The sequence below is a fragment of the Mycobacterium sp. AT1 genome, assembly GCF_002043095.1.
GTDB lineage: Bacteria > Actinomycetota > Actinomycetes > Mycobacteriales > Mycobacteriaceae > Mycobacterium.
Map to the genome: position 1 here is coordinate 142,224 of NZ_MVOC01000057.1, position 17,812 is coordinate 160,035.

Genomic DNA, 17,812 nt, shown 5'->3' on the forward strand with positions numbered 1-17,812 from the left:
GACGTCCTCGCTCAAGGGCACACTGGACTCGTGGACCCAGTCGCAGCGCTGCGCCAAATCGCGTACTACAAGGACCGTGCCCGGGAGGACTCCCGGCGGGTGATGGCCTACCGCAAGGCCGCCGACGTCGTCGAGCACCTCGACGACGCGCAACGCGACAAGCACGGCAAGGCCAACAGTTGGCAGTCGCTGCCCGGCGTCGGCCCCAAGACCGCAGCCGTCATCGCGCAGGCGTGGGCCGGCCGCGAGCCCGACGTGTTGGTCGAATTACGTTCCAACGCCATGGATCTCGGCGGCGGTGAGATTCGGGCGGCGCTCAGGGGCGACCTGCACCTGCACTCCAACTGGTCGGACGGCTCGGCCCCGATCTCGGAGATGATGGCCGCCGCGAAGGCTCTCGGCCACGAGTACTGCGCGCTGACCGACCACTCGCCACGGCTGACGGTCGCCAACGGCCTGTCCGCCGACCGGCTCCGCGAGCAGCTCGACGTCATCGACGAACTGCGAGACACGTTCGCGCCCATGCGAATTCTCACCGGCATCGAGGTCGACATCCTCGACGACGGCACCCTCGACCAGGACGACGACCTGCTCGAGCGGCTCGACGTCGTGGTCGCCAGCGTGCACTCGAAGCTGAAGATGGACTCCGCGGCGATGACCCGCCGGATGGTGCGAGCGGTGTCGGGTGGACAGGCCGACGTCCTCGGCCACTGCACCGGCAGGCTGGTCGAGGGCGGCCGCGGAACCAGGGCCGAATCGGCGTTCGACGCCGAAAAGGTCTTCACCGCCTGCCGCGACCACGGCACCGCCGTCGAGATCAACTCGCGGCCCGAGCGCCGGGACCCACCCACCCGGTTGCTCGCCATGGCACTGGAGATCGGCTGCGACTTCTCCATCGACACCGACGCTCATGCGCCCGGCCAGTTGGACTTCCTCGGCTACGGCGCCCAACGGGCCCTGGACAACGGCGTCCCCGTCGACCGGATCGTCAACACCTGGCCGGTGGAGAAGCTCCTGGCCTGGACGACGGCGGGCTAGTTCCAGGGCTAGTCCGGCAGCATCGGCATCTCGAGCCCAGGGTCCCGGCCGACGAGCACACCGCGCGTCACCGACGCGCTGCCGAACCGGCGGCGAACCTCGTCCATCGCTGAGTCGACGGCCAACAGATGCTCCGGCGTGCCCGTGGTCCTGCGCTTGTCGCCGGAGGACTCGAACGGCAGCTCCAGCTCGAGCTGCTGCGCGCCGTCGCGGTCGATGTTGGACACCGCGAAGCCGACCAGCGTCAGGCCGCGTTCGGCGATCAGCGGACCCGCGGTGGCCACCAAATCCCTTGCTGCCGAAAGGATCGCCTCGGTCGACGCGGTGGCTTGCGGCAGGGTGTGTGACCGGGTGACCCTACTGAAGTCGTTGAACCGCAGGCGCAGCACGACGGTGCGTCCGGTGCGGTCGGACTTGCGCATCCGTCGGGTGATGCGATCCACCAGGTTCACCACTACGGCGTCGATCTCACTGTGCGACATCGAATTTCCCGATCGGCCAAGTGCCCGCTGGGCTCCCACCGAGCGGCGTCGGACACCGGTGACGACCCGGCGGCGATCGATGTTGTGCGACAACGCAAACAGCTGATGGCCCATCCCGCCGCCGACGATCGACCCGAGCATGGACTCGCTCAGCTCCGCCACGTCGGCCACGGTGTGGATGCCGTGGGCGTGCAGCTTGTCGGCGGTCTTGGCGCCCACTCCCCACAGTCGCCGTACGGGCAACGGATGCAGGAATTCCAACTCGCGGTCGGGCGGCACCAGCAGCAGCCCGTTGGGCTTGCCCTCCTGGCTGGCCACCTTCGCGAGGAACTTGGTGCGGGCGATGCCAACCGTGATCGGCAGGCCGACCTGGTCGCGCACCTGCTCCCGCAGGCGGGCACCGATCTGTACCGGGGTGCCCGACACCCGCAGCAACCCGCTGACGTCGAGGAACGCCTCGTCGACCGATAGTGGCTCGACCAGGGGAGTGGTGTCGTGGAAGACCTCGAACACCGCGGCGCTGGCGTCGGTGTAGGCCGCCATTCGGGGCGGCACCACGATGGCGTGCGGGCAGAGTTGCTTGGCCTGGCGCCCGCCCATCGCGGTCTTCACGCCGTACGCCTTGGCCTCGTAGCTGGCCGCCAGCACCACGCCGCCTCCGACGATCACCGGCTTGCCGCGCAGCGACGGGTCGTCACGCTGTTCGACGGACGCGTAGAAGGAGTCGAGATCGGCGTGCAGGATGTTCGCCTCGCCCACCCCCTGCGCACCGGACACGAACACATGTTCGCATCGACGCCCGACGAAAGCTACTGGCTGTCCCCATAGATGCTGGTCAGCCAAATGTGCACCAGGGTGTCCACGACGCGATCCCGAGCGACCGAGCCCGGCTCGGCGACCAGCGTCGCCGTCATGGTCCGCTCGTTCATCAGGTTGAGCGACGTGGCGAGGTCGTGCGCGTCGATGGTGGTGGGCGCGGCGCCGCGGGCCCGCTCGGCCTCGATCAGCGCGGCGGTCTGGTCGATCCACTTCTGCATGAACGCCGACCAGACGGCGCGGAAGTCCGGGCTGCTGGCCAGGGCCTCGGTGCCAGCCCGGGCCACGACGCTGTGCGAGCCGAACGCGGTGAAGAAGGTACGGATGCCCTCGCGGAAGGCCCGTCGCGGATCGGTCGGCAGATGCTGCGTGGCTCCGTCGAACCCGGTGTCGGCCTGCTGGATGAGCGGGTCGATCAGGGCAAGCAGCACCGCGTCCTTGGACGGGAAGTAGAAGTAGAACGTCGGACGCGACAGGCCGGCACCCTTGGCCAGGTCGTCGACGGAGATGTCGGCGAACTTCTTGTCCTCGAGCAGTCGCTCGGCCGTCGCGAGGATGGCTGCCTCGCGCTCGTCGCCCGACGGGCGCGTCGAGCGACGTCCCCGCCCGGATCGGGCCGTGCTGGCAGTGGTCATGGCCTGCACTTTACTGCATGTCGAAATATTCGACAGGGTGTTGACTGACTCGACACCCTGTTGATAACGTGTCGCCATGATTGAACACCTCGACGTCCTGATCGTCGGCGCCGGCATCTCCGGTATCAGCGCGGCCTGGCATCTGCAGGACCGCTCGCCGTCGAAGACCTACGCGATTCTCGAACGCCGCGAGAGCATGGGCGGCACGTGGGACCTGTTCAAGTACCCCGGCATTCGCTCGGACTCGGACATGTTCACCCTCGGCTTCCGGTTCAAGCCGTGGACGTCGGCCAAGGCGATCGCCGACGGCCCGTCAATCTTGTCCTACATCAAGGACGCCGCCGCAGAGAACGGCATCGACAAGAACATCCGCTACAACCACCGGGTGGTCGCCGCCGACTGGTCCGACGCCGACAACCGCTGGACCGTCACCGTCGACACCGGCGACGAAGAGGTCACCAAGACGTGCTCGTTCTTCTTCGCCACCACCGGTTACTACAACTACGACGAGGGCTACTCCCCGGAGTTCCCCGGGTCCGCCGACTTCGCAGGCACCATCGTGCACCCGCAGCACTGGCCGGAGGATCTCGACTACGCGGGCAAGAAGATCGTCGTCATCGGAAGCGGCGCCACCGCGATCACGCTGATCCCCGCGCTGGTCAAAAGCGGCGCCGGGCACGTCACCATGCTGCAACGCTCGCCGTCCTACGTCGGCTCGTTGCCGGACGTGGACCCGGTCGCGGTCGCCGCCAACAAGTACCTTCCCGAAAACGTGGCCCACGTGGTCAACCGCTGGAAGGCGATCATCTTCAGCACCGCGCAGTACCAGCTCGCCCGCAAGTTCCCGAACTACATGCGCAAGACGTTGATGACGATGGCCAAGCGCCGGCTGCCCGAGGGCTACGACGTCGAGAAGCACTTCGGCCCCAGCTACAACCCGTGGGATCAGCGACTCTGCCTGGCCCCCAACGGCGACCTGTTCAAGACCATCCGCAAGGGCAATGCCGACGTCGTCACCGACACGATCGACACCTTCGTCCCCGAGGGTATCAAGCTCGCCTCCGGCGAGGTGCTGAACGCCGACATCATCGTCACCGCAACGGGTTTGAACATGCAACTGCTCGGCGGTCTGGCTCCGACCCTAAACGGTCAGCCGATCGACCTGACGTCGTTGATGACCTACAAGGGGCTGATGTTCTCCGGCATCCCCAACTTCGCCATCACCTTCGGGTACACGAACGCGTCGTGGACGCTGAAGGCCGACCTGGTCTCGGAATTCGTCTGCCGTGTGCTGAACTACATGGACGACAACGGTTTCGACCGAGTCGTGCCCGAGCACCCAGGCGCAGCCGTCAGCGAATTGCCGTTCATGGACTTCGCGCCGGGCTACTTCCTGCGGGCCATCGACCAGCTGCCGAAGTCGGGCTCACGGGCACCGTGGCGGCTCAAGCAGAACTACCTGCTCGACCTCCGGCTGATCCGTCAGGGCAAGGTCGACGACGAGGCTCTGCACTTCACCAAACACCTTGCGGCCGTTGGGGTTTAACACTCCCGCGACCAGACGCAAAGGGCCCTGACGCGCCGCGTGTCAGGGCCCTTTACGTCTGCTCGGCGAGGTTAGCCGCTGACGACGACGATCCCGTCGTCGTCGCAGTACGCAATCTCTCCCGGGGTGAACGTCACGCCGCCGAAGGTCACCGCCACGTCGCGCTGACCGGCCCCGGTCTTGGTGCCCTTGCGAGGGTTGGTGCCCAGCGCCTTGACGCCGAGGTTCATCGTGCGTAGCGCGGCGGCGTCGCGCACCGCGCCGTGGACGATCACGCCCGCCCAGCCGTTCTCGACGGCGAGACCGGCGATGACGTCACCGACCAACGCCGTGTGCAGCGATCCTTCGCCGTCGACCACCAGCACGCCCCCGTGCCCCGGCTCGGACAGGATGGACTTCAGCAGCGCGTTGTCCTGAAAGCACCGGACGGTGGTGACCGGTCCGGCGAACATCGTCGCGCCGCCGAGGTTCTGCAATTGCAGATCGCAGCTGCGGACGTCGGGGTAGATCTCGTCGACGAGGTCGGCGGTGGCGCGAGGTTCGATGGTCACGGCTGGATACCAGTTCAGTCGTCGTCGGAGCTGCGACGCGCCAGCAACACGACCAGCAGGGCCAGCGCGCCCGCCGCCACGGCGACGACCAGTGGCAGACGAGACGACTCCGGACCGGGCAGCGGGATGGGCGTCGGAGCGCTCGCGACCGTCGACTTCGCTTGAGCCGCAACTTCCTTCGCCGGCGAGATCGGTGCGCGATCGCCGTTGGCCTCCGCTGGAGGATTCGGCGCGGGCGACGGTGGGGACGGTACGGGTGGTACGGGCGGCGGAGGAGTGACCGCGGCAGGCGGCGGTGTGGCCTTCTTCGCGGGCGCCTTCTTCGCAGGTACGGCCTTCTTGGCGGGAGCCTTCTTCACCGGGGCCTTCTTGGCTGCCTTGGCTGGCGGCGTCTTCGCCGGCGGCGTGGCGGGTGCCTTCGGGGCCGGTTCGGCGACAGCGTCCGGCGATCGATCGTCGGGCGACTGGCCCTGTCGATCTTGCTCGTCGGCCATAGTGGCTGCTCCTTTGCAGTGCGATGGGTAGTCGGCAGCGGTGACCATCATGCCAGTTGACGGATTTGGCTAACCCGTGACCGCCAACGCGGCTGCCAAGGTCAGGGCGATCGCCATCACCGCCAACTCGACCCGCGACCGGCTCCGCGACACGTCGACCGTGGCGCGGTGAGAGCGTGCGGCAGGCAGCCAGCCTGCTCGATTCCGCGCCGCGAGCACGATTAGGACGGCGGTGACGACCACCTTCGCCGACAGCACGCGCCCGTATGCGGTGCCGTAGAGGTCGGACGGCGACGTCAGCGTGACGGCCGCGCCCACCACGCCGAACACCAGCAGAACCACCACGCACCACGTCGACGTCTGGGAGAACCGTGGCAAGACCCTGGCCCACTGTCCGCGGTGGGTCACCACCAGGACCAGCCCTGCGAGAACGCCACACCACGCCGCCGCAGCCAGCGCGTGGACCGCCACCGCCATCCCACCCAGCGGGCTCTCGGACAGATGGCCGACCAGGCTCCGCCCGGCGACCCCGATGGCAGCCGCGCCAACGGCGAGCACGCCCGGCGCCGAAACCGGCCGGGTGCCCCTCGGCGAGGACAGCGCGACGACGCACACCACCAGCGCTGCGCTCAGACACACCAACCCCGCCCGGCCCACCGCGGTGTCCGTGGCGAACGCGACCGTGGTGCGCACGCCGACCCGGGCAGCCGACCAGCCCGCTGCCTCGGCGGCACCGACGACGAGCCGGACCAATTCGGCGACCGTCCACACCGCCGACACCAGGACCAGGGGGCGGGCGGCGCGCGCCGCCAACTCGTCGCGGTAGCGCTCGACGTCGACGGCGGGCACGACCACCAGGCCGAGGGTGACCACCGCCGCCACGTCGCAGACCGCGCGAACCAGGCTCGAGGCAGGCGAACCAAGCACCAACGCCAACGCGGCGGCACCCCCGACGCACAGGGCGCCGAGGAGTGCCGCTCGCCGTCTGCTCACGTGCGCCGCCGCACCGCCACCCACGCGCCGCCGCCGACGATCGCCGCGGCCAGCGCCACGAACGGCCACACGGGCATCCCGTCCGACTCGTCGGAGGACTTCCCGACCTTGGGACCTGGGGAACCGGTTCCCGCCACCGTCAGGGTGAACGACCAAGAGCCGCTGACCACGTGGCCGTCGGCCGAGGTGACGCGGTAGTTCACGGTGTAGGCGCCCGTCGGGCCCAGCGGCAGCAACGCGACGCTGGCGACGGGACCCGCGACGTCCACCGGCCCCGTCGACCACAGGTTGCCGTCCGGTCCGACGACGGTCATGGCCGCGAAGTCGGTTTGCAACCGCTCGTTGAACGTCGCGCTGACGCGCGCCGGACCGCTGCCGACGGAACTGTCGGGTGCGGGATCGGCAGCCACGCGAACGGCGTGCGCCGACGCGACGCCGGCGCCCGCCAGTGCGGCCATCGCGAGCGCCGCACCGATCAGCGCCGCGGCCGTCAACCGTCGGATCACGTCCGGCGGCGTCCGGTGAGCGCCACGACGACCCCCACGGCGGCCAGCACCAAGGCGCCGCCTGCCAACCAGCGCGCGGTGTCGTCGGGGCGGGCCGACGCCGGTTCGGCGGCCGGCTCTGCGGCTGCCGTGGCCATCGGGGCCGCGGGCTGTTCGTGGTCGTCGTGGCCTTCGGCCGACGCTCCGGTCAGCTTCAGCTCGGGTGCGGGGTGCTCGGGCTCGCCACCGCCGGGCAGGGGCGGCTGGTCCCACCGCACGACGGTGCCGTCCGAGTAGGTCTGGGTGGCCGGCAGCGTCACCGTCGGTTGGTTGGGCAGGGTCACCGAGACGTTGAACAGCGCGAACTGGTCTGACGAGATGCCGACCGACGGCGCGGCCGTCCAGGTGACCGACCGAACCGTGCCCGCGGCGGCGTCGCGGTCCAGCCGGGCGGTCCACCCCGGCATGACCTCCGTGCGCGCGGAAGCGACATTGGGTAGCGCGACACTGAATGCGGTTGTAAGAGCGCCTGTTTCGGATTCTCCGGGGACGCGGAAGGTCAGCACGGACGTGCTGCCCGGGGCCGCGCCGTCGGCGTCGACGTGAACGTGTGCCGAGGCGGTTCCCGCACCGGCAAGCAGTGCGATGGACATGACCGCGCCCGTGGCGGCGGTCGTGATGAGGGCGCGCGAGGACGCCCGGTGAGCAGATCTCATGATGGGTTGTTGCCTTCGAGGGTCGAAAGGGTCGAATGGTCGTTTCGGCTAGCGGGCGAGAAAGACCGGTGGACCGCGATGCGACAACGTCGCCGACAGGAAGCGCAAGGACTGCAAGGGCTGATCGGCACTGATGAACGGGGTCGAGGACGTCACGGCGACGGGGTGACGGTCGCACCGCGTTGCCGCGACGAGCACGCGTGACACCGCTGCGGCGAGCCGCCCTCCCGCAGCGATCAGGGCCGAGCCGACCACGACCGCCGCGAGGTGAGCGGCGAGCATCAGCAGCGACGGCGCCCCCTCGACCGACGGGTGCGAGTGCCCGCCGACGCCGAGCAAGGCATGCCCCAGCAGTTGTCCGACCGCGAGGACGGCAAGGAGAGACCGGAAGTCGGGGGTGGCCCGGATGGTCGCCACCAGCGAGCCAAGGGTGATCGACAGCAGGGCCAGCAGGGCCGCGGTGGGTCCCGACGGCAGGCCACCACCTGCGGTCCCGTGCGCGGCGACCGCCAGCGTCGCCGTCAACGCCCCCGCCGCGGCCCCTGGAACGAGGCGCGCCGCCGGAGGCGTACGTCGGCGGGGTTGGGTACCGATCAGACCACTCCGAGACGGGCCATCAGGTCCGCGTCGACTCCGTCCAATTGGTCACTGATCGCGGCGTGCGCGGCCTTGCGACGCGGGGTCGGCATGTTCTCCGCCGCGGTCACGGCCGCCGAGAGGTCCCGGAGCCGATCCGTCACCGCCGCCACGAACTGCTTGGTTTCGGCGTCCTTCGGCTTCTTCGCGGCCACCTGGGACAGCGTGTGCTCGGCGCCGGCGATGCGAGCCGAAAGTGCTCCACCCGCTCCGGAGAACTGACCGAGTTGGCTCAGCGAGACACCCAGTCGGTCCGCGCGCCGCTCGTCGACGAAACCACGCGTGGCGACGGAGGCGCGGTAGACGATCGGCACTACGACCGGAGCCAGCATCCGTGAGACGGTCAACACCCGGCGAATGCGGGACGCCGAGAGCAGCCTTCCCTCGTGGACCGCCTTGAGCTGGGCCTCGGCCACCCGGAGGGCGTTTCGGTCGCTGGCCCGCTGTGCCTTGAGGGTCGCCTTCATCGCCTTGACCTGACGTCGTCCGTCGGCCTTGATGCGCCGCGCTTCGTTCTTCGCGGAGAGTCGTGCCTCGAGTTTCGCCTTGGCCTTGATCGCCTTGGCTTCGGCACGCCGAGTAGCCCGGCTCTTCCGCCGTCTGAACAGGCCCATCCCGGCTGCCTCCCGGTCATTTCGTCGTGATCTGGCGCTCGTGGCTGCGCTGGTGTCGCCAACACTATCGCCGCTCGCGTCGACGTCCCGGTCCGGCCCCGATCTCCAGACGTGGGTCTCTGAGCGCCAGCAAACGACAAGGCGTAATTGTGCAAGAATTGCCCCTGATCGGCGACACCGATCGGGGATGCCGCAGGGGCGTCCCTGCGGAGTCGTGAGGGGTGTTGTCACGTGGCTACGCGAGTTCGCATCGCCGCGGCGGCCTGTCTGATGGTGTCGGGGTTGTTCGTCAGCGGTGCCGGTGCCGCGCTGGCCTTTGCCGACCCCGATGCTGTTCAGGGCGACGACAGCGGAAGCGCACCGGCCGATCCAACGGACGCGGGCAGCCCGGCACTACCCTCCGGGCCTTCCGAGCCAAGGGCGACTGCCACCGTCACGCCCACCGCAACGGCCACTCCAAAGGCGAAACCGCCGAGGCCTACGTCGCAAATCGGTGACGGCCGTGGCGGCATCCCGCTGGGCGGCACCGGAACCACCCGCACCCCGACGGCCCCCAGCAAAGACGCCAACCCCACCGGTACGGCGTCGCCGCAAACCGAAACCCAGAACACTCCGACGCCCGACCCGCCGTCCGACGAGAAGGAACCCGCCTCGGACGCCGACGAACCCGAAGAACATCCGGGGTGGAAGTGGTGGCCGTGGTGCTGGCCGATGCCGCCGGGACCCGCCCTTCCGCCAGGAAACGGCAGCAGTACCGGCAACGGTGGTGGCGGCGGCATCAGCATCGGTACACCGCCGTCCGGTGTCGGCATCCCGCGGTCACCGGCGCTACCGGTCGTGCCCGTCGATCCCACCGCCGACGTGATCGGCGGATTGGCAACCGCCGCAGCGGAATTGCCCCTCGCGCCGGTCGCGCTACCCGCCGTCGTCGCCCCGCTCGGCGCTGGCGGCGTCGGAGTGGGTGGAGCGGGTGGGCCAGGCGTCGCACCGCGACCGGGGCCGGCGGTACCCCGAACGGGTGCGACGGCGAGCCCGGCGCCGCCACCCCGAGCCCAGGAACGGAACCCGCCCGCCTTCAGTGCGAGCAACGGCACGATGCCCGCGACCTACCGAGCCGGCTATGGCGAATACCTGCGCACCGCAAGCATCGGGGAGATGGCGGCAGTGGCGGTGCCCGGCGTCACGGGCATCCTCGGTCTCACCATTGCCGGAGGCCTGCTCGGGTTCCGGCAGGCCCGCGCCGGCCAGGCATTGCGCGCCAACGGCACCGCCAGGTTCACCAGTTGATCGAATTCGCCGTGCTTCGGCACGAAAGGACGGGAATAGTGGACTCATCGAGAGGGGAATCCGATGCCAGCCAGTCGTCGCGTCACGCGCGCCGTCAGTGAGGTTCTCGATCTAGCGCCCCGGCGGGGCGAAGTATCGCTTGCCCGCCTCGTGGAATCGGTGGCAGAAAGCCGCGGCCGACCCATCGAGCTGAAGATGGCGGACCTGCCGTCGGGTGTGTGTGGCCAGTGGCGGCAGTACGCCGATCGAGACGTGTTCCTGATCCAGCAGGGCCTGCCCGCCGGAGACCGGACCCTCGCGCACGAACTGGGTCACCTCGTCCTCGGCCACGAAGGCATTTCCGTGGTGGAAGCGGCCAGGGACCACACCGAATTCGCCAGCTCCGACCTCATCGGCTACATGCTCAACCAACGGACCGGTTGCATGGGTCCCAGCGGGGAGGACCTCGAACAGGAGGCCGAGGACTTCGCCGCGCTGCTCATCTATCGGTTGGGTCGACTGCCGTCGGACCGCGCCTCGATCGTGCAGGTGCGCCTCGGAGAGGCGTTTGGTTGATCATCTGGGTGATCGCCGGTCTCCTCGGATTGGCAACCGGCCTGCGCATCGGCTGGGCACTCGTCAACAAGCAGTCCCTGGTCAGCGCGGCGATGATCCTCGCGCTCGGCAGCCTCGGACTGGTGGCCGCACTCAACTGGGAACCGCTGACGCTCCTGATCGACACCCTGGTCCGATGGCCCAACGTGTCCACGGTGCTCAGCCAGGTCGCGTTGATCGCCTGCGCCGCAGGCAGCTGCGTGATGATCACGTCGGCCGCCTCCGAGCGCAAACCCGCGACGATTCGCCGCATCGCGGTCATCCAGTACGGGATCGCGACCCTCATCGCGGCGCTGACGATGGTGGCGTTCTTCACCTCGCCGCAGCAGCCCGAGATGGCGCCAGAAGAGTACTTGCGGCGCAACCTCGGGTCCGGTGCGATGACGGTGTCGTGGCTGTTGCCGCTGCTCTACGTCATGCTCGCGTTGACCCTGGTCGTCTGGGCCGGGGTACGTCACTCGAACCGAACCCGCCGTGGACGCGCGCTCTTCGTGTTCACCATCGGTGTCGTACTCATGGTCCTGGCCAGCGCGTTCTTCTTGCTGCGCGCCGTCGGCACCACCGACTTCATCGGTGTCGGTGCCGCCGCCACACTGCTGGGCTGCGCGATGCTCGTCGTGGCCAGTGGGTCGCTGCTCCCCAGCGTCGAGGACTGGTTCGGCGCGCGTCACGAATTGCGGATCATCCAGCCCCTGCTCGACGAGCTGAGTCGACGGCATCCCAACGTCGGCATCGGGGTCCGGCCGCGGGGGCCGCTGCTGTTCCGGGTCGCCGAGCAGATGTCGATGATCTCCGACGCGCTGTACCTCGAGGCCACCCGCGCGCTCGGCGGTGAGGACGCCGCCGCGTCGACCGACGACGAGCACCCGGATTCGCCCGACGTCGAGCCGGACGAACAGGCGCTGCGCATCGCAGAGTGGATCAACGCCGGCAGGGATAACCCCGGGGACGCGGCGAACGCCGCCTTCCCCGGGCCACATTGGCTACGCCAGCCGCCGTCGTATTCGGATCGCGAGTGGATCCTCGCGATTGCCGATCAGTACCGGACGCTCGAGAACAAGGTGAGCGTCGCGTCGAGCTAGTCGTCGAGGTGTTCTTGGCGACGGAGTTCGTCAACCTTCTGGACGATGTCCTGCTGCGCCTCGGGAGAGAGTCCGACGGTGCGGGCCGCGATGCGGCGGATGCCCTCGTCGCGCATGCTCGCCAGCCAGGTGAGTTCCTTGTCGAGCTTCTCGTAGTACTCGTCGTCGGTGAAGTACGCCGGCTTGATGCGGAAGAAATTGGCCAGGGCCGCCATGGTCGCCACCGAGGGGTTGGTGCGATTGCCCGAACGCAACTGGGAGAGGTACGGCGCAGACATCGTGACGCCCTCAGCCTTGAGGGCGGCAATGACTTCAGCCGACGTATGGGGGCCACGTCCCGGGGGGTAGACGGTGTCGAATAGGCGGTTCAGCCTGGCGGAAAAAGTCATGCTCATCGATCTGTCCTCCACTTAGCGTTACGAGCGGGCGTCCCTTGAGGCGTATTTGCTGATCATCGTAGCGAGAGTTCCGCCGACAACCAAGTGCAAACCACCCTAAAGTCCGTTGCACCCCACGTTACTACCCTTACCTGTGTGCTCTAGCAGCGGTTATCCCTGGCTCGGACTGCGCCGAACCGAAGCGCCGCTAAGCCAAAAATAACGCTCGAGTTGTTTTGCCCTGTCTCTCGGCGTGCTCGCTACCAAATAGCGGGAGGCCGTATCGGCCTTGAGAAATCGGTTCAACGCTCGGCTCCGACGACATCGGTAATTTGCTCCTGAATTTGGCTGCCGATTACGGGCGCAGCTACCGAGGCTGCCTTCGCCCACGTCAGTCCCCGACGGAGGCGAGCATCCTTCGCGGCGTCAGTCGTCGCGGTGACAGTAGCCAATGGTTGGTTCCGTCGAATCGGTCGACGAAACGAGTACGCGGCGGCCCCGAAGGCCGCCGGCGGGAGCGCTGGAGGCCAGGTTAGGCGGCGAGCAGCATGGCCAGGACTGCGGTGTCCGGATGCGTGATCGGGTCGACGCCCACCCTGCTGACCATCGAGGTGATCGTGCCGTCGGACTCCGCCTCCACCCACGCCGCTCGGTGATCGAGACCGAGGTGCGGCAGTCCGGGAAGCAGAACGCATCCCGACGCGGCACCCGCGCATTCCGGAAGCGACGGCATCGTCTCCGACGGTGGGTGCAGCATCAACAACGCCGGTGGCTGCCTGCGGGCGAAGTACCCCGGCGGGATCGCGGCGTCGCCGACCACGGTGCCCTCGGCGATGACCAGGCCGACGGTCCCCGGCGCTGGTTCGTCGGGAAGCTCCTCACGCACGCCGAAGATCGTCGTGGTGGACAGCAGGCCGGGCAGCGAGGCCACCCGGACCGCGACGATCAGCAGTTGGGCCCATTCCTTCGTCGAGTCCGGCCAGCGGCCCGAGACGACGAAACCCTTGAGTGATCCACCGGAGTGGAAGGGTGCGACTTCGATGGCTCCATGAGATCCGGTATCCATCACTGCCTCCGTTCGGTGCGCATGATTGCCGCCCGACACGGCTGTGGGTCAGTCCCGAAAGCTTGCGGCAGGTAGCAGCTAGCACGCAATAGGACACGAGTGCCAGTAATGCAACCGAAACCGGCGAGGTCAGCGCGGCTGCCGTCCGGCGTACCTCCACACGACGCGATAGGACCCCCGAGCCCTGACCGGACCGAAGTCGTGGGAGTCGGAGGCATACCGCGCTCTCGGGTTGTCCGAACGGGCCTCGAATACCGCGCCGTGGGAGGACGGGTGGACGTCGCCGACCCTCTTGACGAGCCACCGGGTCGACTTCGACGGATCGCGGAACACCCGGATCTGGTCTCGTTCGGGCTCACGGCCGTCGCGGAATCCGACCAACCATTCGCCAGGGCCAAGCGTCGGGCGCATGGACTCGCCGTCGACTCGAAAGATCCGAAGGGGCCAGCCTCGCGGAGCTTGATTGCCGCTCATCCTCAAAGGGTAAGTTGCATACATGCTTCCTCGACTCTTACCTAACGCAACTCCCGCCCATGCCCACTGCGACCTGTACTGCGGTGTCTACGATCCGGCTCAGGCCAAGATCGAGGCGTTGTCCTGCCTCAAGACGCTGAAGAAGTTCCACGACTCCGACGACGACCACTTCAAGACGCGCGCCATCATCATCAAGGAGCAGCGCGCCGAAGAGGTCAAGCACCACCTGATGGTGTTGTGGGCGGACTTCTTCACCAAGGATCACTTCGAGCAGTTCCCGAACCTGCACCAGCTGTTCTGGGACGGCGTTCACGGCGCGGGCGACGTGAAGAAGTCGACCGACGTTGCCGTCGCCGAGAAGCTCCTCAAGACGATCGACGAGATCTCCGACATCTTCTGGCAGACCGAGAAGGCCAAGGACATGGGCGTGTACCCACCCGCCTGATCACCCCTCCAACGAAGTAAGGCCGGCTCAGCGCTTAGCGCGGAGCCGGCCTTCTTTCGTAGCAGGGGTGATCAGGTCAAGACGATGAGCGCGAGCACGCCGAGCAGGGCGAGGGCGATCAGTCCCGCCCGCAGGCACGCCATCAAATGGCTGTGCGTGTAGACGTGTGCGGACGTATGCCATTCCGACGGCGGGACAGCCCCCGGTCCCAGTGGATGAGATGCCATCAAAAGCTCCTGACCTGCGCGATCAACGTTGTTGCCCCAGTGAGATCTGTCACAACGTTGCTTGTGGTCGCGATCATAGCGCCTGTGGATCGGCCAGGAAAATCTGCTGCCGCAGACGCCGTGCGTCTGCCAGGGATCGTTAGCTCGGCGTCGTTTTTCGCTCGGCGTCGCGGGCCCTGTTGATCAGCGGGCGTCGCGGTCTTGAGTTATCCACAGTCAATTTCGGGTCATCGACGGATTTGCCGGGTCAGGGGTGTTTCCGAGCCTCGGTACCTGTGCATGAACCTGTGGAAACTGTGGATAGGCCTCTGATTGCTGTTCTCGCCGTGCCAGCATTGGTGGGGTGAGATCCGCGACGAAACGAGGAGTGCGCAGTGACTGACGACCAGGTCGGAGAGGCCCAAATCGCCGACGTCCCCGTCGCCTTCGACGAATCGGTGGTTCTGCTCGACGTCCGCGAGGACGACGAGTGGCAGCGCGGTCACGCCGAGGGCGCGCAGCACATTCCGATGGGCGACGTGCCGGCCCGGATCTCTGAGATCGACACCGACGCCACGCTCTACGTGATGTGTCATGCGGGCGGCCGGTCGCTCCGCGTGGCGCAGTACCTCGCCCGCAACGGGTACGAGCCCCTCAACGTGGCGGGGGGCATGCTCGCGTGGGCCGGAGCCGGACGCGCCGTCGTCACCGACGACGGCTCTGCGGGCAGCGTCTGAGGAACCGTAGGCTGGTCGCGTGATCCAGGTTTGTTCACGGTGTGGCACGCGGTGGAATGTGCGGGACCGCCAGCGTGTCTGGTGCCCCCGCTGCCAGGGCTCGCTGCTTGCACCGTCGGCGGAGCCGGAACCGCAGTGGTCGACGCGGCCCGCCGCGGGCACGAAGCCGGGAGCCACCGGATCGGGTCAGCGACTCCCCGCCGGTTACCGCTGGATCGCGGTGCGTCCTGGCGCCGCCCCACCTGCCCGCCGTCAGCCCCGGCCGCTGGGACCGACGCCCAGGTACTCGGTGATTCCGCGCTGGGGGCTGCAGGACCGGTTCGAGCTGGCCGCACCCGAGCCGGCGGCCGAACCGCCCAAGACGGCGACGCGCATGGTCCAGATGACGCTTCTGGTCACGATGCTGGCGCTGGTCTTCGCCATCGTGGTCCACATCGCCAACTACGGACTACTGCTCTACAACCGTTCGAGGCTGCTCAACCCGATCGTGGCGGGTATCGCGACGTGGGCGGGTGTCGCCGCCAGCGTGTTGGTGTTCTTCACGCTGATCGCCACCGCAGTGGTGTTGACCAACTGGCTGGTCGTTCGGCGGGCCAACACCTACGCGCGCTCGAACGTCGAGGATCCGCGTCCGGCGTGGCAGCTGTGGGTGTGCTGCCTGCTGCCGTTGGTCAACCTCTTCTGGGCACCGGTGTTCGTCATCGAGTTGGCCAGAGCGGAGGGACGGCTGTCATGGCTGCGCACCCCCATCGTGGTGTGGTGGTGCGGGTGGTGGGTCAGCTTCCTGGTGTCGGCGTTCGCCTTCGCGACCAGCTTCACCACCGACGCGCAGGGCATCGCCAACAACACGATGGTCGTCACGATCGCCTTCCTGGCAGCTCTCGCCGCACTCCTGCTGACCGTGCGGATGTATCAGGGGTTCGAGCATCGGGCCGTCGACCAGCGGCCCACGAAGCGGTGGGTCGTCGTCGACGACGCCAAGACCCAGGAGAACGACGTCGAGGTCCCCGAGGACGCCGAACCTCAAGACCGCGACCCGGAACCCGCTGAGTCGGACCGGAAGGAACCGGCGGCGTCAGGCATCATCAGCGCATGACTTCGGCCGACGGGGCAGTGGGTGGGCACCCCTTCGTGGTGGCGCACCGGGGCGCGTCGGCCGAACGCCCCGAGCACACCATCGCCGCCTACGAGCTCGCCCTCGAGGAGGGCGCCGACGGGGTGGAGTGCGACGTGCGGCTCACGCGCGACGGTCATCTGGTGTGCGTCCACGACAGACGAATCGACCGCACGTCGACCGGCACCGGCCTGGTAAGCGACATGACGCTCGCCGAGTTGCGTGAATTCGACTACGGCGCTTGGCATTCCAGCGCACAGGCGGGCGGCGGCCAAGGCGAGACCGGACTGCTGACCCTCGACGACCTGATCTCGCTGGTCCTCGACTGGAAGCGTCCCGTCAAGATCTTCGTGGAGACGAAGCATCCCGTGCGCTACGGCGCATTGGTGGAGAGCAAGGTTCTCGCGCTGCTGCACCGGTACGGCATCGCCTCACCGGCGTCGGCCGATTTGTCCCGCGCCGTCGTGATCTCGTTCTCTGCGGCCGCGGTGTGGCGGATTCGCCGGGCGGCGCCCATGCTCCCGACGGTGCTGTTGGGTGATACGTCCCGGTACCTGGGCGGCAGCGCGGCGACGACGGTCGGTGCGACCGCGGTGGGACCGTCGATCGCCACGCTGCGCGAGCATCCAGAACTCGTCGACCGCGCTGCCGCCCATGGCAGGGCGTTGTACTGCTGGACCGTTGACCACTACGAGGACGTGCGGTACTGCCGCGACGTCGGAGTGGCCTGGGTGGCGACGAATCACCCGGGCCGCACCAAGGATTGGTTGCAGAACGGGTTGACCGAAGCCCAACCTGACGGCTCTTAGAGCTTGCCGCCTGCGGCCTTGGGGGCGGTCGCGTCGGCCTCTTCCGCGCCGATCTCGCGAGCGACGAAGTCCTCGAGGTGGAACAGGTCGGCGCCCGCGCGCTCACTGACCCGGACCAGCGTGGTCATCAGTGCGACTTCCTCGACCTGCTCCTTGAGGAACCACTGCATGAACTGCTCGCCGAGGTAGTCGCCCTCGTCGCGCGCGACGGCGGCAAGGCGGCTGATGTGGTCGGTGACGGTCCGCTCTTGCTCGAGTGCAAGGCGCAGCGCCTCGGTCGGCGTGGTGAACGCGTTGCGGACGGAATCGGTGCCGGGGATCTCCACCTCGACGTCGCGATCGATCAGGTACTGGACGAGCATCATCGCGTGGTTGCGCTCGTCGAGAGCCTGAGCGTAGAAGTGCTTGGCCAGCTGCGGCAGGTCGGCGGAGTCGAAGTGAACGGCGATCGCGGTGTATTGCTGCGACGCGGTGAACTCGATGCGGATCTGCTCCTGCAGCAGGTGGTGGAACTTGGTGTCGTGGGTTGTTGCTTCGCTCATGCGGGGAACGATAGTGCAGGTCAGTGCCCATTGTCATCAAAGGTCTGACTAATTAAGGCGAGGTTGCCCTAAT

General features: G+C 67.9%; 23 protein-coding genes. 9 read left to right on the forward strand and 14 right to left on the reverse strand.

The features are described 5' to 3' along the window. Positions 1–30: 30 nt before the first annotated feature. Entirely contained in the window at positions 31–1,038 is a 1,008-nt protein-coding gene (locus tag B1790_RS25470; RefSeq protein WP_079926069.1) for a PHP domain-containing protein, read from the forward strand. Positions 1,039–1,046: 8 nt separating this feature from the next. Here B1790_RS25470 and dinB read toward each other — a convergent pair whose 3' ends face one another. Both dinB and B1790_RS25480 read right to left on the reverse strand, forming a co-directional pair. Continuing rightward, positions 1,047–2,303 (reverse strand): DNA polymerase IV, encoded by a 1,257-nt coding sequence (gene dinB / locus B1790_RS25475; protein ID WP_079926070.1) that lies wholly within the window; start codon positions 2,301–2,303, stop codon positions 1,047–1,049. A gap of 26 nt (positions 2,304–2,329) precedes the next feature. Beyond that, positions 2,330–2,971: a TetR/AcrR family transcriptional regulator gene (locus B1790_RS25480; RefSeq protein WP_079926133.1), complete on the reverse strand. Its 642-nt coding sequence runs from the start codon at positions 2,969–2,971 to the stop codon at positions 2,330–2,332. A gap of 76 nt (positions 2,972–3,047) precedes the next feature. Between B1790_RS25480 and B1790_RS25485 the strand changes: the two genes are divergently transcribed. Beyond that, positions 3,048–4,517, forward strand: a complete 1,470-nt coding sequence (locus B1790_RS25485; protein WP_079926071.1) for an NAD(P)/FAD-dependent oxidoreductase — start codon at positions 3,048–3,050, stop codon at positions 4,515–4,517. A gap of 71 nt (positions 4,518–4,588) precedes the next feature. On the opposite strand, the gene rraA is transcribed toward B1790_RS25485, so the two are convergent. The 7 genes from rraA to B1790_RS25520 all read right to left on the reverse strand — a co-directional run bounded on the left by rraA (position 4,589) and on the right by B1790_RS25520 (position 9,006). Next, a complete protein-coding gene (gene rraA / locus B1790_RS25490) occupies positions 4,589–5,068 on the reverse strand; it encodes a ribonuclease E activity regulator RraA (RefSeq protein ID WP_079926072.1) in 480 nt (159 codons plus the stop codon). Positions 5,069–5,082: 14 nt separating this feature from the next. Beyond that, complete coding sequence (locus tag B1790_RS25495) at positions 5,083–5,562, reverse strand: hypothetical protein (RefSeq protein ID WP_079926073.1); 480 nt, start codon at positions 5,560–5,562, stop codon at positions 5,083–5,085. 69 nt (positions 5,563–5,631) lie between these two features. Further along, the gene (locus tag B1790_RS25500; RefSeq protein ID WP_079926135.1) at positions 5,632–6,555 is read right to left on the reverse strand and encodes a CopD family protein; all 924 of its coding nucleotides are present in this window, start codon (positions 6,553–6,555) and stop codon (positions 5,632–5,634) included. Further along, positions 6,552–7,058 (reverse strand): copper resistance CopC family protein, encoded by a 507-nt coding sequence (locus B1790_RS25505; protein WP_079926134.1) that lies wholly within the window; start codon positions 7,056–7,058, stop codon positions 6,552–6,554. Before B1790_RS25505 ends, B1790_RS25500 begins: the two co-directional genes overlap by 4 nt. Beyond that, positions 7,058–7,756, reverse strand: coding sequence for a YcnI family protein (locus tag B1790_RS25510; RefSeq protein WP_079926074.1), 699 nt, complete (start codon positions 7,754–7,756; stop codon positions 7,058–7,060). Before B1790_RS25510 ends, B1790_RS25505 begins: the two co-directional genes overlap by 1 nt. 48 nt (positions 7,757–7,804) lie before the next feature. After that, positions 7,805–8,281, reverse strand: coding sequence for a hypothetical protein (locus B1790_RS25515; protein WP_233165311.1), 477 nt, complete (start codon positions 8,279–8,281; stop codon positions 7,805–7,807). Between the two features lie 68 nt (positions 8,282–8,349). Continuing rightward, positions 8,350–9,006 carry a DUF6474 family protein gene (locus B1790_RS25520; protein ID WP_079926076.1) on the reverse strand — a complete coding sequence of 219 codons (657 nt, stop codon included), beginning with the start codon at positions 9,004–9,006 and terminating at the stop codon, positions 8,350–8,352. Between the two features lie 231 nt (positions 9,007–9,237). On the opposite strand from B1790_RS25520, the gene B1790_RS25525 reads away from it, so the two are divergent. From B1790_RS25525 to B1790_RS25535, 3 genes are all read left to right on the forward strand, one after another. After that, on the forward strand, positions 9,238–10,293 hold the full coding sequence (locus B1790_RS25525) for a hypothetical protein (RefSeq protein ID WP_142271501.1): 1,056 nt from the start codon (positions 9,238–9,240) through the stop codon (positions 10,291–10,293). A 63-nt stretch (positions 10,294–10,356) separates the two neighbouring features. Further along, the gene (locus B1790_RS25530) at positions 10,357–10,848 is read left to right on the forward strand and encodes a DUF955 domain-containing protein (protein ID WP_079926078.1); all 492 of its coding nucleotides are present in this window, start codon (positions 10,357–10,359) and stop codon (positions 10,846–10,848) included. Next, entirely contained in the window at positions 10,845–11,969 is a 1,125-nt protein-coding gene (locus tag B1790_RS25535) for a hypothetical protein (RefSeq protein ID WP_079926079.1), read from the forward strand. Before B1790_RS25530 ends, B1790_RS25535 begins: the two co-directional genes overlap by 4 nt. Here the strand turns inward: B1790_RS25535 and B1790_RS25540 are convergent. The 3 genes from B1790_RS25540 to B1790_RS25550 form a co-directional block, all read right to left on the reverse strand. Further along, the gene (locus B1790_RS25540; RefSeq protein WP_079926080.1) at positions 11,966–12,364 is read right to left on the reverse strand and encodes a helix-turn-helix transcriptional regulator; all 399 of its coding nucleotides are present in this window, start codon (positions 12,362–12,364) and stop codon (positions 11,966–11,968) included. The two genes, B1790_RS25535 and B1790_RS25540, sit on opposite strands and share 4 nt — an antisense overlap. Positions 12,365–12,878: 514 nt before the next feature. Further along, complete coding sequence (locus B1790_RS25545; protein ID WP_079926081.1) at positions 12,879–13,412, reverse strand: peptidase; 534 nt, start codon at positions 13,410–13,412, stop codon at positions 12,879–12,881. Positions 13,413–13,541: 129 nt separating this feature from the next. Continuing rightward, positions 13,542–13,886 carry a S24/S26 family peptidase gene (locus tag B1790_RS25550; RefSeq protein WP_079926082.1) on the reverse strand — a complete coding sequence of 115 codons (345 nt, stop codon included), beginning with the start codon at positions 13,884–13,886 and terminating at the stop codon, positions 13,542–13,544. Between the two features lie 22 nt (positions 13,887–13,908). Between B1790_RS25550 and sodN the strand changes: the two genes are divergently transcribed. After that, a complete protein-coding gene (sodN, locus tag B1790_RS25555; RefSeq protein ID WP_079926083.1) occupies positions 13,909–14,331 on the forward strand; it encodes a superoxide dismutase, Ni in 423 nt (140 codons plus the stop codon). 71 nt (positions 14,332–14,402) lie between these two features. Here the strand turns inward: sodN and B1790_RS35105 are convergent, their stop codons facing one another. Next, complete coding sequence (locus B1790_RS35105) at positions 14,403–14,558, reverse strand: hypothetical protein (protein ID WP_185934890.1); 156 nt, start codon at positions 14,556–14,558, stop codon at positions 14,403–14,405. 374 nt (positions 14,559–14,932) lie between these two features. On the opposite strand from B1790_RS35105, the gene B1790_RS25560 reads away from it, so the two are divergent. From B1790_RS25560 to B1790_RS25570, 3 genes are read left to right on the forward strand one after another with little or no spacing between them, the layout of a single operon-like run. Continuing rightward, a complete protein-coding gene (locus B1790_RS25560; RefSeq protein WP_079926084.1) occupies positions 14,933–15,274 on the forward strand; it encodes a rhodanese-like domain-containing protein in 342 nt (113 codons plus the stop codon). Positions 15,275–15,293: 19 nt separating this feature from the next. Further along, positions 15,294–16,370 carry a DUF4328 domain-containing protein gene (locus B1790_RS25565; protein ID WP_079926085.1) on the forward strand — a complete coding sequence of 359 codons (1,077 nt, stop codon included), beginning with the start codon at positions 15,294–15,296 and terminating at the stop codon, positions 16,368–16,370. Continuing rightward, a complete protein-coding gene (locus tag B1790_RS25570; RefSeq protein ID WP_079926086.1) occupies positions 16,367–17,197 on the forward strand; it encodes a glycerophosphodiester phosphodiesterase in 831 nt (276 codons plus the stop codon). The genes B1790_RS25565 and B1790_RS25570 overlap by 4 nt, the downstream gene beginning before the upstream one ends. Here the strand turns inward: B1790_RS25570 and B1790_RS25575 are convergent. Next, complete coding sequence (locus B1790_RS25575) at positions 17,194–17,739, reverse strand: ferritin (protein WP_079926087.1); 546 nt, start codon at positions 17,737–17,739, stop codon at positions 17,194–17,196. The genes B1790_RS25570 and B1790_RS25575 overlap by 4 nt on opposite strands. Positions 17,740–17,812 lie beyond the last annotated feature (73 nt).

Coding starts and splice junctions, on each gene's coding strand:
- B1790_RS25480 (WP_079926133.1), bottom strand. CDS start 2,971: ATGACCACTGCCAGCACGGCCCGATCCGGGCGGGGACGTCGCTCGACG.
- B1790_RS25485 (WP_079926071.1), top strand. CDS start 3,048: ATGATTGAACACCTCGACGTCCTGATCGTCGGCGCCGGCATCTCCGGT.
- B1790_RS25495 (WP_079926073.1), bottom strand. CDS start 5,562: ATGGCCGACGAGCAAGATCGACAGGGCCAGTCGCCCGACGATCGATCG.
- B1790_RS25510 (WP_079926074.1), bottom strand. CDS start 7,756: ATGAGATCTGCTCACCGGGCGTCCTCGCGCGCCCTCATCACGACCGCC.
- B1790_RS25520 (WP_079926076.1), bottom strand. CDS start 9,006: ATGGGCCTGTTCAGACGGCGGAAGAGCCGGGCTACTCGGCGTGCCGAA.
- B1790_RS25530 (WP_079926078.1), top strand. CDS start 10,357: ATGCCAGCCAGTCGTCGCGTCACGCGCGCCGTCAGTGAGGTTCTCGAT.
- B1790_RS25540 (WP_079926080.1), bottom strand. CDS start 12,364: ATGAGCATGACTTTTTCCGCCAGGCTGAACCGCCTATTCGACACCGTC.
- B1790_RS25545 (WP_079926081.1), bottom strand. CDS start 13,412: ATGGATACCGGATCTCATGGAGCCATCGAAGTCGCACCCTTCCACTCC.
- B1790_RS25550 (WP_079926082.1), bottom strand. CDS start 13,886: ATGAGCGGCAATCAAGCTCCGCGAGGCTGGCCCCTTCGGATCTTTCGA.
- sodN (WP_079926083.1), top strand. CDS start 13,909: ATGCTTCCTCGACTCTTACCTAACGCAACTCCCGCCCATGCCCACTGC.
- B1790_RS35105 (WP_185934890.1), bottom strand. CDS start 14,558: ATGGCATCTCATCCACTGGGACCGGGGGCTGTCCCGCCGTCGGAATGG.
- B1790_RS25570 (WP_079926086.1), top strand. CDS start 16,367: ATGACTTCGGCCGACGGGGCAGTGGGTGGGCACCCCTTCGTGGTGGCG.
- B1790_RS25575 (WP_079926087.1), bottom strand. CDS start 17,739: ATGAGCGAAGCAACAACCCACGACACCAAGTTCCACCACCTGCTGCAG.